The 15,367-nt window shown below is 62.3% G+C and carries 14 protein-coding genes; 9 read left to right on the top strand and 5 right to left on the bottom strand.

From position 1 onward, the window contains the following. Window positions 1-164: 164 nt before the first annotated feature. The 5 genes from JQ629_RS33960 to JQ629_RS33980 all read left to right on the top strand — a co-directional run bounded on the left by JQ629_RS33960 (window position 165) and on the right by JQ629_RS33980 (window position 5,766). Window positions 165-1,424, top strand: a complete 1,260-nt coding sequence (locus tag JQ629_RS33960) for an FAD-dependent oxidoreductase (RefSeq protein WP_212416316.1) — start codon at window positions 165-167, stop codon at window positions 1,422-1,424. Window positions 1,425-1,729: 305 nt separating this feature from the next. Beyond that, window positions 1,730-2,662 carry an outer membrane protein gene (locus JQ629_RS33965; RefSeq protein WP_212416317.1) on the top strand — a complete coding sequence of 311 codons (933 nt, stop codon included), beginning with the start codon at window positions 1,730-1,732 and terminating at the stop codon, window positions 2,660-2,662. A 125-nt stretch (window positions 2,663-2,787) separates the two neighbouring features. Continuing rightward, the gene (locus JQ629_RS33970; protein ID WP_212416318.1) at window positions 2,788-2,964 is read left to right on the top strand and encodes a hypothetical protein; all 177 of its coding nucleotides are present in this window, start codon (window positions 2,788-2,790) and stop codon (window positions 2,962-2,964) included. Window positions 2,965-3,251: 287 nt separating this feature from the next. Next, on the top strand, window positions 3,252-4,037 hold the full coding sequence (locus JQ629_RS33975; protein ID WP_212416319.1) for an outer membrane protein: 786 nt from the start codon (window positions 3,252-3,254) through the stop codon (window positions 4,035-4,037). 223 nt (window positions 4,038-4,260) lie between these two features. Continuing rightward, window positions 4,261-5,766 carry an outer membrane protein gene (locus JQ629_RS33980; protein WP_212416320.1) on the top strand — a complete coding sequence of 502 codons (1,506 nt, stop codon included), beginning with the start codon at window positions 4,261-4,263 and terminating at the stop codon, window positions 5,764-5,766. An 83-nt stretch (window positions 5,767-5,849) separates the two neighbouring features. Here the strand turns inward: JQ629_RS33980 and JQ629_RS33985 are convergent, their stop codons facing one another. The 5 genes from JQ629_RS33985 to parE all read right to left on the bottom strand — a co-directional run bounded on the left by JQ629_RS33985 (window position 5,850) and on the right by parE (window position 11,343). Beyond that, entirely contained in the window at window positions 5,850-6,620 is a 771-nt protein-coding gene (locus tag JQ629_RS33985; protein WP_212389740.1) for an SDR family NAD(P)-dependent oxidoreductase, read from the bottom strand. 37 nt (window positions 6,621-6,657) lie between these two features. Next, entirely contained in the window at window positions 6,658-6,843 is a 186-nt protein-coding gene (locus JQ629_RS33990) for a hypothetical protein (RefSeq protein WP_212389741.1), read from the bottom strand. Between the two features lie 293 nt (window positions 6,844-7,136). Next, complete coding sequence (locus JQ629_RS33995) at window positions 7,137-7,949, bottom strand: outer membrane protein (protein ID WP_212261829.1); 813 nt, start codon at window positions 7,947-7,949, stop codon at window positions 7,137-7,139. 248 nt (window positions 7,950-8,197) lie between these two features. Further along, window positions 8,198-9,028, bottom strand: coding sequence for an outer membrane protein (locus JQ629_RS34000; protein WP_212416321.1), 831 nt, complete (start codon window positions 9,026-9,028; stop codon window positions 8,198-8,200). A 257-nt stretch (window positions 9,029-9,285) separates the two neighbouring features. Continuing rightward, window positions 9,286-11,343 carry a DNA topoisomerase IV subunit B gene (gene parE, locus JQ629_RS34005; RefSeq protein WP_212416322.1) on the bottom strand — a complete coding sequence of 686 codons (2,058 nt, stop codon included), beginning with the start codon at window positions 11,341-11,343 and terminating at the stop codon, window positions 9,286-9,288. Window positions 11,344-11,631: 288 nt separating this feature from the next. On the opposite strand from parE, the gene JQ629_RS34010 reads away from it, so the two are divergent. The 4 genes from JQ629_RS34010 to argC all read left to right on the top strand — a co-directional run bounded on the left by JQ629_RS34010 (window position 11,632) and on the right by argC (window position 15,366). After that, window positions 11,632-12,162 (top strand): DedA family protein, encoded by a 531-nt coding sequence (locus tag JQ629_RS34010; protein ID WP_212416323.1) that lies wholly within the window; start codon window positions 11,632-11,634, stop codon window positions 12,160-12,162. 219 nt (window positions 12,163-12,381) lie between these two features. Then, complete coding sequence (locus JQ629_RS34015) at window positions 12,382-13,371, top strand: MBL fold metallo-hydrolase (protein WP_212416324.1); 990 nt, start codon at window positions 12,382-12,384, stop codon at window positions 13,369-13,371. A gap of 325 nt (window positions 13,372-13,696) precedes the next feature. Beyond that, on the top strand, window positions 13,697-14,392 hold the full coding sequence (locus tag JQ629_RS34020) for an FMN-binding negative transcriptional regulator (RefSeq protein ID WP_212416325.1): 696 nt from the start codon (window positions 13,697-13,699) through the stop codon (window positions 14,390-14,392). Further along, on the top strand, window positions 14,389-15,366 hold the full coding sequence (gene argC, locus JQ629_RS34025) for an N-acetyl-gamma-glutamyl-phosphate reductase (protein WP_212416326.1): 978 nt from the start codon (window positions 14,389-14,391) through the stop codon (window positions 15,364-15,366). The genes JQ629_RS34020 and argC overlap by 4 nt, the downstream gene beginning before the upstream one ends. Window position 15,367: the final 1 nt, after the last annotated feature.

The following is a 15,367-nucleotide window of genomic DNA, read 5'->3' on the forward strand; positions in this document are numbered from 1 at the left end:
CTCAATCGAACGCTTCTGCGCTTACAACTCGCCTGCGAAGGTCTAAAATGCCCCGAACTTTTGGTTCAGGACACTAGAGCCCCGTTCCGATTCCATCGGAACGGAAAAGGCTCTAATCCAGCCAGCGTCGTCCGATTGAGCTACAGTCCGCTCGGAGGTCGATCATGGACGCAGGCAGTTTTTCGCGGCAGCCCCCGGGGCGCACGATGAAGGTTCGCTGCTGCATCGTTGGCGGCGGGCCCGCCGGCATGATGCTCGGCTATCTGCTGGGTCGCGCCGGGATCGATGTCGTGGTGCTGGAAAAGCACGCCGACTTCTTTCGCGATTTTCGCGGCGACACCGTGCATCCCTCGACCCTGCAGGTGATGGACGAACTCGGATTGATCGACGGATTTCTCAAGCTGCCGCATCAGCGGCTGCAGAAGATGGAGGGGCTGTTCGGCGGCGCATCGGTGCGGATCGCCGATCTCAGCCGGCTCAAGGTGAAATACCCCTTCATCGCCTTCATGCCGCAATGGGATTTCCTGAATTTCCTGCGCGAAAGCGGCAAGCGGTTTGCCTCGCTCAAGGTGATGATGAGCACCGAAGCGACCGATCTAATTGAGGACGGCGGCCGCGTCGCGGGCGTGCGCGCAAACACGCCGGAGGGCATGATCGACATCGAGGCGGATCTCACCGTCGCCTGCGACGGCCGCCATTCGCTGGTGCGCGAGCGCGCGGGCCTTGCGACCGAGGAAATCGGCGCGCCGATGGACGTGCTGTGGTTCCGCGCGGGAAAAACGGAAAACGAAACCGAAAGCGTGTTTGCGCGCGTCGAGCCCGGCAGGATGATGGTGACGTTCGATCGCGGCGATTATTGGCAATGCGCCTATATCATCGCCAAGGGTCAGTACGACGCCGTCAAGGCGAGGGGCCTGCCGGCGCTCCTGGACGACGTCGCGCGGGTCGCGCCGATCCTCAAATCCGGTCTTGCCGACGTTAAAAGCTGGAATGACGTCAAGCTGCTCACGGTTGCGATCAACCGTCTGACGCGCTGGACGCGGCCCGGCTTGCTTTGCATCGGCGATGCCGCGCATGCGATGTCGCCGATGGGTGGTGTCGGCGTCAATCTTGCGGTTCAGGACGCGGTCGCGACCGCCAATCTTCTCGCGGCCAAGCTCGTGAACGGCTGCCCGCCGGAGAACGAACTGGATGCGGTGCGCCGGCGCCGCGAATTCCCGGTGCGGATGACGCAGCGGATGCAGGTCGTGGCGCAAGACAGCATCGTCAGCGCCGCGCTGAAACCCGGCAATCAGCCGCTGAAAGCGCCACTGGTGATGCGCCTGATCACGGCGGTGCCGTGGCTGCAGGGTATCACGGCGCGCTTCATCGGGCTCGGCGTCCGGCCCGAGCATGTGCAGTCGCCGGCATCTGCGGAATACTGAACAAGCTGGCTGCGGCATGATGGGTTGGAGTTGTCGTGCGCGCGAAGCACCAACGATCTCGCGTCCCGGCGCGCAGTGTAGCGCCTCCGCCAATACTTCCTCAGCAAGGTTCACGGGGTGGCGCGAGTCGATCGACGAGTGTAGCGGTCCCGCCACAGTAACAGACAATCCGTCTTGCTCACGGACGTTGTAGCCCTCAAAGTACCCGCAGCGACAAGCCCGGTGCCTGCTGGGACAAATGCTTCGCCTGGAATCTAGGTACGATCACGCTACAGATTCAAACCGGTCCCACAGGGAAGTTTAAGATGAAGAAGCTGGTTATTGCGCTTTCGGCGGTCGTGACATTTTCCTCCCCGGCTATTTCAGCTGACATGGCTGCCAAGGCTCCGATGAGGGCGGCACCTGTCGCCTATGCGCCATCCTGGACCGGTTGCTACGTCGGCGCCGGCGGTGGTTACGGCATGTGGAATCAGGAAAACGCCCTTTTCGACGAGAACCCGCCGCCTAGAACGCGTGAAACGGCCACGGTTACCTCGGGTGGTCGTGGCTATTTCGGCACCGTACAGGGCGGCTGCGACTATCAGTTCGCCGCAATGGGCACCGGGTTCGTAGTTGGCGCCTTCGCCGACTACGATTTCGGCAGCATCAAGGGCAAGCACAATGTGCCCGGTTTCAATATTGTCGCCGACGACAAGATGAGCTCGGCCTGGGCTGTCGGCGGTCGCGTCGGCTGGCTCGTGACCCCGAACTTGCTGACCTATTTCGTAGGCGGCTACACCCAAGCAACCTTTGATCGCCAGGATTATGTCGAAGCGCTTGGCCCTCCCATCGCTACCGGCAATCATACTGACAAGCGCACCTACAAGGGCTGGTTTCTCGGCGCTGGCGACGAATACGCACTGGGCTTCCTGCCCGGCCTGTTTCTGGAAGACCGAATATCGCTTCTCGGAATTCGACATGGAAATCAATCCGGTTCGCTTGACTGCCACCGGCCTCTCGGTTGGCTTCACGGAGGACTCCAAGAAGTACATTCACACCGTCCGCAGCGCGCTCGTCTATCGCTTCAACTGGGGCGGCCCGGCCGTTGCCAAGTACTGATCTTCCGACTGATCAACTTAAAGGCCCCGGCAAATGGTCCGGGGCTTTTTTGTGCACAGCTTCCTGCGCATGCTCGGCACACAGACGGAGAAAACTTGATTGTCAAGATTTGTCAGTTTGTAAGGCACCAATCCTTGTAGCGCCGTGAGCATCATCGTGCCCGACTGGCACGACAGGGTTGGGCATTCGGTTCGGTCTACTTCAGGGTCGAACGCTTCGCCAGCGCAGCGAATTTCCGGTGCGGATGAAGCAGCGGATGCAGGTCGTGGCGCAAGACAGCATCGTCAGCGCCGCGCTGAAGCCCGGCAATCAGGCGCTGAAAGCGCCACTGGTGATGCGCCTGATCACGGCGGTGCCGTGGCTGCAGGGTATCACGGCGCGCTTCATCGGGCTCGGCGTCCGGCCCGAACATGTGCAGTCGCCGGCATCTGCGGAATACTGAACAAGCTGGCTGCGCATGATGGGTTGGAGTTGTCGTGCGCGCGAAGCACCAACGATCTCGCGTCCCGAACGCAGCACCTCCGCCAATATTTCCAAGCAAGTTTCACACGGTGGCGCGAGTCGATGGACGAGTGTAGCGGCCCCGCCACAGTAAGCGACAATCCGCCTGGTTCGCGACGTTGTAGCCCTCGCAGTGCCCACGGCGACAAGCCCGGTGCCAACCAGGACACGTCAGGATTTCGGTTGTCGATGTACGCTCCCCAATTCTGATAGAGGGGATTATTCAAAGTGAAGAAACTGGCACTCGCAGCTGCGATCCTTGCCGCCAGCGTGGTGAGCGCGTTCGCCGCCGACATGGCGGCCCGCCCGTACACCAAGGCACCCGTTGCACCTCCGGTTGTCACCTATGACTGGTCCGGTATCTATTTCGGCGGCACGGTCGGCGGCGCATGGGACACCACCGATGGCGTTCTCTACAATGCTGTTCCCGGCGCTCTCTGGAGGACGGATAGCCAAAGTCGGTTGATTTACGGCGGCTTTGCCGGAATCCAGAAGCAGTGGGGCAACGTTGTTCTCGGTATCGAAGGCGGCTGGAACGGCCTGGACAATGGCTTCAACAACACCCCTGGCACTGGTGTCCTCGGCCCAGGCTGCATTTACGGCGGTGGGGCGTCGTGCCAAAGCCGCATCAATGACATCGGGTACATCGGTGGCCGGCTCGGCTATGCTTGGAATCGCTTTATGGTGTACGGCCAGGGCGGCTACGCCCGGGCTGACATCGATACCCAAGTCTACCTCCCCGCGGCCAACCTTACGATCGCGACGGCCAGCGCCGCTCATGGCGGCTGGTATGCCGGCGTCGGCGGCGAATACGCGGTTCTGGACAACCTCGTTCTCGGCATCGACTACAAGCACTACGAGTTCGACAGCGAGCAGCACAATTGTAACCGGGCTGTAGTCGGCTGCACCGTGGTGGACCTCCGTAATGTCTCGGCGAAGGTCGATTCGGTGATGGGGCGGGTGAGCTTCAAGTTCAATCCGTGGTCGGCCGGACCGGTCGTCGCCAAGTACTGAGAGTCGCTGCCTGCTTGAAGCGGAATACCGAACAAGCTGGCTGCGGCTACGACATCACGCGGTGAGGCTGTAGCGGCCCCGCCACAGTATGAGACAATCCGCCTGGCTCGCGACGTTGTAGCCCTCGCAGTGCCCACGGCGACAAGCCGGTGCCAGCTGGGACACGTCAGGATTTCGGTTGTCGATGTATTCTGCCCAACTCTGATAGAGGGGATTATTCAAAGTGAAGAAATCGGCGCTCGTCCTGTCCGCGGTTGCGGCATTTGCCACCCCGGCTTTCGCGGCGGATCTTCCCGCCCGCATTTATTCCAAGGCGCCGGCAATGGCCGTGACGGTGACGAACTGGACCGGCTGCTATGTCGGCGGTGGTGGCGGCTACGGCATGTGGAACCAGGAAAACTCGACCTCGGGCTTCGGTCCGCCCCCCATTCCGATTAGCGATACCATAACAACTGGCGGTCGCGGCTATTTCGGAACGGTGCAGGTCGGTTGTGACTACCAGTTTGCGGCGGCGGGCGGAAACTTTGTGGTCGGCGCCTTCGGCGACTACGACTTCGCCAGCCTCAAAGGAACGCTTGCTCCCTCCGGGGCCTCTATGGTTGGTGAGGAAACGATGAGTTCGGCCTGGGCGGTCGGCGGCCGTCTCGGCTGGCTGGTCAGCCCCAGTTTCCTGACCTATTTCTCGGCCGGTTATACCGAGGCGACTTTCGACGGCACCGACTTTAGACGCAACTTCCCGCCCTTTGGCGTTTCAGCCAATCGCTTCCAGGATAAGCAAACTTACAAAGGCTGGTTCATCGGCGCCGGCAACGAATATGCGCTGGATATTCTGCCTGGCCTGTTTTGGAAAAACGAATACCGCTTTTCGGAATTCGACGTAGCGACCAATCCCCTTCGGAATACCGTAACGGGGGTGTCAAACACTGCGGAGGATTCCAAGAAATTCCTCCACACGGTCCGCAGCGAGCTGGTCTACCGCTTCAACTGGGGCGGATCGGCCCCGACCAAAGCGTACGCCCAGGCTCCTGCTTCGCCCGCGCCCGTGGTGAACTGGACCGGGTGCTATGTCGGCGGCGGCGGCGGCTATGGCCTTTGGAACCAGGAAAACACCACTTACGATGACGGTCCGCCCCGAACGCGGTTCAGCGAGTCGGCGACCACGGGGGGCCGTGGCTATCTTGGAACGGTGCAAGGCGGCTGCGACTACCAGCTGGCCGCTGCAGGCGCGCGCTTTGTCGTTGGCGCCTTCGGCGATTACGATTTCAGCAGCCTCAAGGGAAATCTCAATCCGCAGCGTGTTAACGGCGTTGGCGACGAGAAGATGAGTTCGGCCTGGTCGGCTGGCGGCCGTCTCGGTTGGTTGGCGCTGCCCAACCTTCTGACTTATGTCTCGGTCGGCTATACCGAAGCGACCTTCGACCGCACTGATTTTACCGGCATCTCTGCCCCCTTCGGTGTTCCGGCCGGCCTCTTTACGGACAAGCGCACCTACAAGGGCTGGTTCATCGGCGCCGGCGACGAATATGCGCTGAACTTCCTGCCCGGCCTGTTCTGGAAAAACGAGTATCGCTTCTCGGAGTTCGACGTGGCGACCAATCCCATTCGGATCACTGCAACGGGCCTGCCGACTGGCGTCTCGATCGACTCCGAGAAATACACCCACACCGTTCGCAGCCAGCTGGTCTACCGCTTCAACTGGGGTGGCGGTGCGGTCGTTGCGAAGTACTGATCTCTGCTCAATCAGCAGCTGAAAAAGCCCCGGCATGTCCGGGGCTTTTTTCGTTGCGGAAGTGCGTCAGCGTGACGTCGGCGTTAGCCCATGACCGAGAACCCGCCGTCGATCGGGATCGCGGTGCCGGTGGTGAAATCGGAGGCGGGCGAAGACAGAAACACCGCAATGCCGGCGAAATCGTCGATCACGCCCCAACGCGCCGCCGGCGTGCGCGCCAGCACCTTGTCGTGCAGCCCGTCGATCTGCGCGCGGGCGCCCCTGGTGAGATCGGTGTCGATCCAGCCCGGCAGCACCGCGTTGACCTGGATGTTGTCCGGGGCCCAGGCCACCGCGCAGGCGCGCGTGAACTGCACGATGCCGCCCTTGCTCGCCGCGTAGGCTGACGCAAAACTGGCGCCGAAGATCGACATCATCGAACCGATATTGATGACCTTGCCGCCGCCCGCTTGCTTCATCGCAGGGTAGACCGCCTGCGAGACCAGGAAGGCGCTGGTGAGGTTGGTCTGGATCACGCTGTTCCACTCGGCGAGATCGAGCACGTGCGGTGGTTTGCGGATGCTGATGCCCGCATTGTTGACGAGGATGTCGATCCGCCCGAGTTCGCCGGCCACGCGCGCGGCCATGGCGTCAACCGCCGCCTTGTCGGTGACATCTGCGACCACCGAAATGGCCTTGGCGCCGCTGCGCGTGAGCTCGGCGGCTGCGGCAACCGATTTGGCTTCATTGCGCCCGACAACCGCAATCGCGGCGCCGGCGTCCGCCAAACCGCGGGCCATGCCGAGCCCGATGCCGCCATTGCCGCCGGTGACGATGGCCACCTTGCCGCTGAGATCGAAAAGTTTTGCTTTCATTGTTGTTGTCCCATTGTTGTTATCGACAGAGCCGCGATCAGCTCTTGCCTTGCCAGATCAGGATCAGGCCGACGGCGCCGAGCACGGCACCATAGCCCGCCCATTGCAGCTGGTTGACCATGAAGCTCGATTGCGGCCAGGTGATCGCGCCGGTGCCCTGGCCGATCCAGAGCAGGCCGACGGCGAGCGCTAGAAAGCCAACAATCAAGAGCAATCTGGCCATGGATACTCCCCGCTGCCGCTTTCGAACGGCTTGACCGGCGTCCCCGGAAACCATTGCCGAGGCCGACCGAGGCTGTCGATCGAATACAAAGCGGGCGGCTTCGGCAAGGGCGGAAATGATCAGGAGACTGATGATCGGGGGCAGGCTGCGCCGCGCTTACCAACAGCTCAAGACTGCAACTCGGGCCAGGAGCATGCGGGCGCGGCAACGACCTCACGCAACCAGACACAAAAAAAGCCCCGGATGATGCCGGGGCTTTTGAGCTGCTGATTTAGCAGAGATCAATATGTCGATCAGTACTTGGCGACGACCGGGCCACCCCAGTTGAAGCGGTAGACCAGCGAGGTGCTGATGGTCTGCACGAAAGGCTTGAACGTGATATCGCGGCCAAACAGGGCGTTGGTGCCATCAAGGCGTTCCGAGAGACGCTTGCTGTCGAGATAGGCAGCGCGATATTCAGTTTTCATGAACCAGCCCGGCGCGGTGATACCGAAGATGTTCAGGTTGTTCTCGACGCCGCCGCCGACGAACGCGCCACCGGTGTTGAAGCGATCGGTGTGCAGACCGGAAGCAGTACCGGTGTCCGAATTCAGCAGCGTGCTGCCCGTCCAATACGTTCCGGTGTAACCGGCGTTGACGTAGGACAGAACGTTCGGGGCGACGAGATAGCCGAGGCGAGCACCGACGGCCCAGGCGGTTTCCATCTTGGTGGTACCGACGATACCCCCGGTAATCGAACCTGCGCCGATCACGCCCGCATCGCCGATATTGCCCTTGAGGCTGCCAAACGTGCCGTCGCCGAACACGCCGAACACCCACGACGGGCTCGCTTGCCAGTCATAACCAACGCCGACAGTGCCGAACCATCCATCACCACCCGTCCGGGTGTTCGTGCAAATAATGCAAGTACCGGTCGCGGTAGCATCGACGCCTCCGTTGGCATCCCAGACGCCGCCGCCGCCACCGCCGAAAATGTAAAAGCCCGTCCAGCTCGGAGCCATCGCCACCGGAGCCGGAGCCTTGGCATAGCGGGGGGCCATGTCGGCTGCGAGAGCCGGGGCGCTGAATGCCGCAACTGCGGTCAGAGCGAGCACTAATTTCTTCATTGTCCAAACCCTCAATCTTAAGCGTCGTAACCGACCGCCCAAATGGTGCGCTTGCACCGATTCCCGAAACTCAGTGTCAGGACTATACGCAGTTCCACCCAAAATGCTGTTGCGGGGCGGCCACACGCCTTGAGAAACGATCAAGTGCGCCTATCGCGAACCTTTGGCGCTGCATTGAGCACAAAAAAAGCCCCGGGCGCTGCCGGGGCTTTTGAGCTGCTGAAGTTCAGCAGGTATCAGTTGCTCGATCAGTACTTGGCGACGACCGGGCCACCCCAGTTGAAGCGATAGACCAGCTCGGTTTTCGCGGTGTAGACGGTCAGTCTGCGCGAGTCGATGTTGCCGCCGTTGGCTAGGTTGAACGGGGCGACGCCGGCACCGGCGCACTGCGTACCAGCAAATTGGCAGGTGAGGCTCGAGTCCCCGCGATCATACCAGGAGGCGCGGCCTTCGCTCTTCACGAACAGGCCGGGCAGGAAGTCGAGCTGATATTCGAAGCCGCTGCCGACGAAGAAGCCGTCAAACGTGCGGCCCGGAACCTGAAGGCCGGTTGCGCCGAACGCAGCGACGGTCTCCCGGAGATTGTAGGCTTCGGTGTGCGCCTGCGTGTAGCCGGCGTTGAAATAGGTCAGGAATGACGGGTTCACGAGATAACCGATCCGGCCGCCAACAGCCCAAGACCAATCCATCTTGTTTTCGCCGACGAAGGTCGCACCGGGGCCGAACACGCGCCAAGCATGGTCACCCTTGATGTCGGAGTAGGTGCCGTCGACGAAGGCGCCGACAACCCAGCGGCCGCTGAACTGGTAATCGCAGCCCACGCCAGCCGTTGCCAGCCAGCCGTCCGAACCGGAGGTGGAGCCGATGACGTTGGTGCCGAAGGGGGCGGCACCGTCGCGCGAGTAACGGTCGGTACGGGAGATGCCGTAGCCGCCACCGCCACTGATCCAGCAGCCGGTCCAGCTGACGGCCGGGGCAACCGCGACCGGAGCCTTGGCATAACGGGGAGCCATATCGGCCGCGAGAGCCGGGGCAGTCAAGGCTGCCATCGCGGTCAGAGCGAGCACCAATTTCTTCATTGTCCAAACCCTCAAAATTAAGCGTCGTAACCGACCGCCCAAATGGGGCGCTTGCACCGATTCCATAAACCCAGTACCGGGAATATACGCGGTTCCATTTAAAATGCTGTTGCGGGGAAAACACATCCGATCGAAAAGGAACTGCGGGAAAGAGCCTGAAAAATAGGCACAATCAGGTGCCCCCATGGGGGTGAAACACGCCGAAATCGGCCGGCAAACCCGACAATCGCGTGCAGTCGCCGAGATCGCCCCGGAGGTCAGACGTCCAGCAGATCCTCGCTGGCAAACTCCGCCTTGTCGGTGATGAAGGCGAACCGGGCCTCGGCCTTGGTGCCCATCAGCCGCTCGACCGAATCGGCGGTGCCTTCGCGGTCGTCGGCCAGCAGCACCACGCGCAGCAGGGTGCGCTTGGCCGGGTCCATCGTGGTTTCCTTGAGCTGCGCCGGCATCATCTCGCCGAGGCCTTTGAAGCGGCCGACATCGACCTTGGCATTGGCGTTGAATTCGCTTCTGAGCAGCGCGTCCTTGTGGGCGTCGTCGCGGGCGTAGACCGTCTTGGCGCCGTGGGTGAGCCGGTAGAGCGGCGGCACTGCGAGATAGAGATGGCCCTCGTCGATCAGCCGCGGCGTCTGCCGGTAGAAGAAAGTGATCAGCAGCGAGGCGATATGGGCGCCGTCGACGTCGGCGTCGGTCATGATGATGATGCGGGAATAGCGCAAATCTTCTTCACGGTATTGCGCGAGCGTGCCGCAGCCGATCGCCTGCATCAGGTCGGAGAGCTGGGCGTTGGCGGTGAGCTTGTCCTTGCCGGCGGAGGCGACGTTGAGGATCTTTCCGCGCAAGGGCAGCACGGCCTGGGTCTTGCGGTCGCGCGCCTGCTTGGCGCTGCCGCCGGCCGAGTCGCCCTCGACGATGAACAGCTCGGAGCCTTCGGTCGCGGTGTTGGTGCAGTCGGCGAGCTTGCCGGGCAGCCGCAGCTTCTTCACTGCGGTCTTGCGCGAGGTCTCTTTCTCGGCGCGGCGGCGCAGCCGCTCGTCGGCGCGCTCGACTACGAAATCCAGCAGCTTGTTGGCCTGCTGCGGATTGCCGGACAGCCAGTGGTCGAACGGGTCCTTGATCGCCTGTTCGACGATCTTCTGCGCCTCGGCGGTGGCGAGGCGGTCCTTGGTCTGGCCCTGGAATTCCGGCTCGCGCACGAACACGCTGAGCATCACGGCCGCGCCCACCATCACGTCTTCCGAGGTGATCGGAGCGGCGCGCTTGCCCTGGCCGATGCGCTCGGCGTGATCCTTCAGGCCGCGCAACATCGCGCTGCGCATGCCGGATTCGTGGGTGCCGCCGTCGGGCGTCGGCACGGTGTTGCAATAGGAGGAGAGGAAGCCGTCGGCGTCCGCCGTCCAGGCCACCGCCCATTCGCAGGCACCGTGGGCGCCGTTGCGTCCCGATTTGCCGGAGAAGATATCCGGGTGCACCAGCGTGTCGGCATGGATCGCGGCGGCCAGATAATCCTTCAAACCCCCGGGGAAGTGGAATTCGTCCTCGGCCGGCACCTCTTCGAGGCCGCGCAGCAATTCAGGATCGCAGCGCCAGCGGATCTTCACGCCACCGAACAGGTAGGCCTTCGAGCGCGCCATCTTGAACAACCGTTGCGGCTTGAAGGCCGCCTTGGCGCCGAAAATCTCGGTGTCGGGCTTGAAGCGGATGGTGGTGCCGCGGCGGTTGTTGATCTTGCCGAGTTCCTGGAGCTTGCCCTTGGGATGACCACGCTCGAAGGTCATCTTGTAGAGTTTTTGTTCGCGTGCGACCTCGACCTCGAGGAGCGAGGAGAGGGCGTTGACCACAGAGACGCCGACGCCGTGCAGGCCGCCCGAGGTCTCGTAGACCTTGGAGTCGAACTTGCCGCCGGAATGCAGCGTGCACATGATGACTTCGAGCGCGGATTTCTTCGGAAATTTCGGATGCGGGTCGACGGGAATGCCGCGGCCATTGTCGGTCACAGTCAGGAATCCGTCGGCGCTCAGCGTAACCTCGATAAACGAGGCATGCCCGGCCAGCGCTTCGTCCATGGAGTTGTCGATGACTTCGGCGAACAGATGGTGCAGCGCCTTTTCATCGGTGCCGCCGATATACATGCCGGGCCGGCGCCGGACCGGCTCAAGACCTTCGAGCACCTCGATATCGGCCGCGGTGTAGCCGGCTTCGGCGCTGTTGGACCTGGCGGCAACCTTCAGCGAGGCGCGGCCCTTTGTTTCATCGGCCCCGAACAAGTCGCTGGCGGATTTGGTTTTGGCAGATGTTTTCAATGGCTTGGGCATGGTTCTTCATGTGATGCGCGCAACCTGGCGCAGCGAATCGGTCTGCCTGACTATGCCACGGATGGGCTTAAAAAGTGACGGCCGGGCCGAACGCTGCAACCGCATCGGGCGGCCGTACCACGAGATAAGTGCTGTTGTCAGGCGCGGAACACGGGAGAGCGGTTAAATCACGTCCCGTGCCCGCCTTTGTGACTTGATGTCACGCAACGGGCTGGCGTACCTGTTCCAAGGCCATGGGCTCGCGGGTTTGATTCAATGGCCGGATTGGGGCTGGAAGGCGTTTAAGGGATGCAAGATTTTGCGCGCGCCCTGGCTGATTTCGTGCGCGATCATCAGGCCTGGGCGGCACCGGTTGTGCTGTTGCTGGCGTTCGGCGAATCGCTGGCGTTCGTCTCACTGGTCGTTCCGGCCTGGGGGGCTCTGGTCGCCATCGGCGCGCTGATGGGCGTCAGCGGCATCAACTTCTGGCCGATCTGGATTGCCGGCGGCATTGGGGCGGGGCTCGGCGACTGGGTCTCCTACTGGTTCGGCTTCAAATACAAGGAGCAGGTGGCCCAGATCTGGCCGCTGTCGCGCTATCCGGAAATCCTGCCTCGCGGCGAGGCTTTTGTAAAAAAGTGGGGCGTGCCGTCCATTTTCATCGGGCGGTTCTTTGGACCGTTGCGGGCGTCGGTGCCGCTCGCCGCCGGCATTTTCGAGATGCCGTATTGGCCGTTCCAGATCGCTAATTTCGTCTCCGCGCTGGTTTGGTCGGCAGCGCTGTTGCTGTTTGGCGACGTGATCGCTCACGTCATCGAATGGTTGTGGCGGTTGATGTGACGCAGACGCTGCCCGCTCCGGAATAAGCCACCGAGGCGGGGGTTAGCCCTCAAGATTGGGGAGACACCGGGCTGCCCGCCGTCGCACCGTCGTCATCGCGTTAGCATTGAAACGCTGGTAGAAGCGGCGGCAACCAGGGCCGAGAAAAACGTCAAGGACACGTCAATAAAGCGGGAAATCCCGCGAACCGCAGGCATCGTCTCACCGGGAGGACATCACATGGAATTGACACGACGTCACGCACTCGCCGGAGCTGCGGCTCTCGCTGCTTCACCTCTGTTGCCCAGCATGCCGGCCAAGGCGGCCGCGCCGGTCGCCGAGAAGCAGGCTCCGAGTTTCTATCGTTACAAGGTCGGCGACGCCCAGGTGAACGTCATCTCCGACGGCATCAACAACTTCGCGCTGGGCGATACTTTCGTGCTCAACGTCAAAAAGGACGAAGTCAACGCCGCGCTCGAAAAGGCGTTCATGCCGAAAGACAAGGTGAGCATCCAGTTCGCGCCGCTCGTCATCAATACCGGCGGCAAGCTTGTCGTCGTCGACACCGGCAACGGCCCGGGCGCTTTCGCGTCGAGCAAGGGCAATGTCGGACAGTTCGCCAGCAACATGGTCGCCGCCGGGATCGATCCCAAAGCCGTCGACATGGTGGTGATCTCGCACTTCCACGGCGACCACATCAACGGCCTGCTGACGGCCGACAACGCGCTGGCATTCCCGAATGCCGAGGTGCTGGTGCCGGCCGCCGAGTGGAAATACTTCATGGACGACGGCGAGATGGGCAAGCAGACCTCCGACCGGATGAAGGGCGTGTTCGCCAATGCGCGCCGCGTGTTTGACGCCGGACTGAAGAAGAAGGTCACGCCTTACGAAATGGGCAAGGACGTCGCTCCCGGGCTGCAGGCGGTGGCTTCCCACGGTCACACGCCGGGCCACACCTCGTATGTCCTGTCGTCCGGTTCCGACAAGGTTTTCATCCAGTCCGACGTCACCAACCTGCCGGCGTTGTTCGTCACCAATCCAGGCTGGCATCTGATGTTCGATCAGGACCCGGCGATGGCAGAAGCCACCCGCCGCAAGGTCTATGACATGCTGGTGGCCGACAAGATGCGTGTCCAGGGCTTCCATTATCCGTTCCCGGCCAATGGCTTTGTCGAGAAGGACGGTACGGGTTACCGGCTGGTGCCGGCGCCGTGGAATCCGGTGATCTAGGGTACCGTCATTCCGGGATGGTCCGAAGGACCAGACCTCAGGTGCGCAATTACGCACGGGAATCTCGAGATTCCGGGTTCGGTCCGCTTCGCGGCCGCCCCGGAATGACATGGAAAAACTTGACGCCGGGCGGGCGCGGCCCTATAGGCACGCCCATGATCAACGCTTCGACCAGCATCATCGCCCGCCGCCGCCGCATTATCGCGGTATGGGCGGTTGTCTGCGTTTAAGATCATCGCCTCTGCCGCCGGATACGATCCGCGGCTCTTTCCCTTCAAGACACGCGGTTTGATCTGGCGGCTCCTACGTCAAGCAGGAGTTTGAAATGTATACGCCGCCTCCGTTCAAGCCCGACCGTGCCGCCAGCCTGGCGTTTGCGGAAGCGCGCGGCTTTGGCCTCGTCTGCGCGTGGGATGGTGCCAAGCCGATTGCCTCGCCGCTGCCGTTCTATCTCGGCTTTGCCGATGACGGGACGCCGAACGCGCTGTTTCATGTTGCCCGTCATAATCCGCTGGTAAAGCTCGCCGGCGGGGCCTCGTCCTGGCTGCTGGCCGTGAACGGCGCGGATGCCTATGTGTCGCCCGACTGGTACGTTTCGCCCGATCAAGTGCCGACCTGGCTCTACCAGGCCGTGCACCTGACGGGCACGGTACGGGCACTGTCCGACGACGAACTGGCCGAGCAGATCGAGACGCTCAGCGCCAAGTTCGAAAACCGGCTGTTGCCGAAGAAGCCCTGGTTGTCGTCGAAAATGACGGCCGGGCGGCTGGACGCCATGAAGAAGGCGATCGTGGGTCTGGTGATGACGGTTGAGGAGATCGAGGGCAGCTTCAAATTGAACCAGCACAAATCCGACGCCGACTACTCAGCCATCAGCAATGCGCTGGCGTCACAGGGTGACGCTGATGCAGCCGAGATCGCAGGTCTGATGCGCGAGGCGCGCCCGCAGGCCTTCATGACCGACATTACCGACACAGCAGCAACGAACGACGCGACGACGCTTGAAAGGAACGCGCCATGACCCTGACCGATATCAAGCCGCACACGACCGGCGACACCAGGAAGCCCACCATCTTTGTCGATGGCGCGTCCGGAACGACGGGCCTTGGCATTCAGGAGCGGCTGCGCCTGCAGGGCGACGTCGCGCTGAAGAGCATTGCCGAGGACAAGCGCAAGGACGCCGGCGCCAAGCGGGCGTTGATGGAGGAGGTGGATCTCGTGATCCTCTGCCTGCCGGACGATGCGGCCAAGGAAACCGTGGCGTTGATCGACGGCATGGGCGCCAAGGGACCCAAGGTGCTCGACGCCTCGACGGCGTTTCGCGTCGCGCCCGACTGGACCTATGGTTTTGCGGAACTCACGCCTGACCAGGCCGACAAGATCAAGGCGGCACGGAAGGTCTCAAACCCGGGCTGCTATCCGACAGGCGGGATCGCCCTGCTGCGCCCACTCGTGGACGCGGGACTGCTGCCGGCGGACTATCCCGTCACCATCAATGCGGTCAGCGGTTATTCCGGCGGCGGCAAGTCGATGATCGAAAGTTTCGAAGGCGGCACCGCGCCGTCCTTTGAACTCTATGGTCTTGGCTTCGAGCACAAGCATCTGCCGGAGACGCAGCTGTACTCACGGCTGACGCGGCGGCCGATATTCGTTCCGTCGGTCGGCAACTACCGGCAGGGCATGCTGGTGTCGGTGCCGTTGCATCTGGACGCGCTTCCGGCCAAGCCCGATGGCGCCCAACTGCATGCCGCGCTCGCAAAGCGGTACGCGGGCAGCAAATATGTTTCCGTGATGCCGCTCGAATACGCGACGTCAAAAACCGGACGGCTGGAACCCGAAGCGCTCAACGAGACCAACAAGCTCGAGCTCTACGTGTTTGCGAGCCAGCAGCATCCCCATGCCGTGCTGGTCGCGCGTCTCGACAATCTCGGCAAGGGCGCCTCCGGAGCCGCTGTGCAGAACATGCGGCTGATGCTGGGGTTGGCCGACAGTTAGG

Source organism: Bradyrhizobium sp. AUGA SZCCT0222 (genome assembly GCF_018130205.1).
In the GTDB taxonomy this organism is placed as follows: domain Bacteria; phylum Pseudomonadota; class Alphaproteobacteria; order Rhizobiales; family Xanthobacteraceae; genus Bradyrhizobium.

Coding starts and splice junctions, on each gene's coding strand:
- JQ629_RS33960 (WP_212416316.1), top strand. CDS start 165: ATGGACGCAGGCAGTTTTTCGCGGCAGCCCCCGGGGCGCACGATGAAG.
- JQ629_RS33965 (WP_212416317.1), top strand. CDS start 1,730: ATGAAGAAGCTGGTTATTGCGCTTTCGGCGGTCGTGACATTTTCCTCC.
- JQ629_RS33985 (WP_212389740.1), bottom strand. CDS start 6,620: ATGAAAGCAAAACTTTTCGATCTCAGCGGCAAGGTGGCCATCGTCACC.
- JQ629_RS33990 (WP_212389741.1), bottom strand. CDS start 6,843: ATGGCCAGATTGCTCTTGATTGTTGGCTTTCTAGCGCTCGCCGTCGGC.
- JQ629_RS33995 (WP_212261829.1), bottom strand. CDS start 7,949: ATGAAGAAATTAGTGCTCGCTCTGACCGCAGTTGCGGCATTCAGCGCC.
- JQ629_RS34000 (WP_212416321.1), bottom strand. CDS start 9,028: ATGAAGAAATTGGTGCTCGCTCTGACCGCGATGGCAGCCTTGACTGCC.
- parE (WP_212416322.1), bottom strand. CDS start 11,343: ATGCCCAAGCCATTGAAAACATCTGCCAAAACCAAATCCGCCAGCGAC.
- JQ629_RS34010 (WP_212416323.1), top strand. CDS start 11,632: ATGCAAGATTTTGCGCGCGCCCTGGCTGATTTCGTGCGCGATCATCAG.
- JQ629_RS34015 (WP_212416324.1), top strand. CDS start 12,382: ATGGAATTGACACGACGTCACGCACTCGCCGGAGCTGCGGCTCTCGCT.
- JQ629_RS34020 (WP_212416325.1), top strand. CDS start 13,697: ATGTATACGCCGCCTCCGTTCAAGCCCGACCGTGCCGCCAGCCTGGCG.
- argC (WP_212416326.1), top strand. CDS start 14,389: ATGACCCTGACCGATATCAAGCCGCACACGACCGGCGACACCAGGAAG.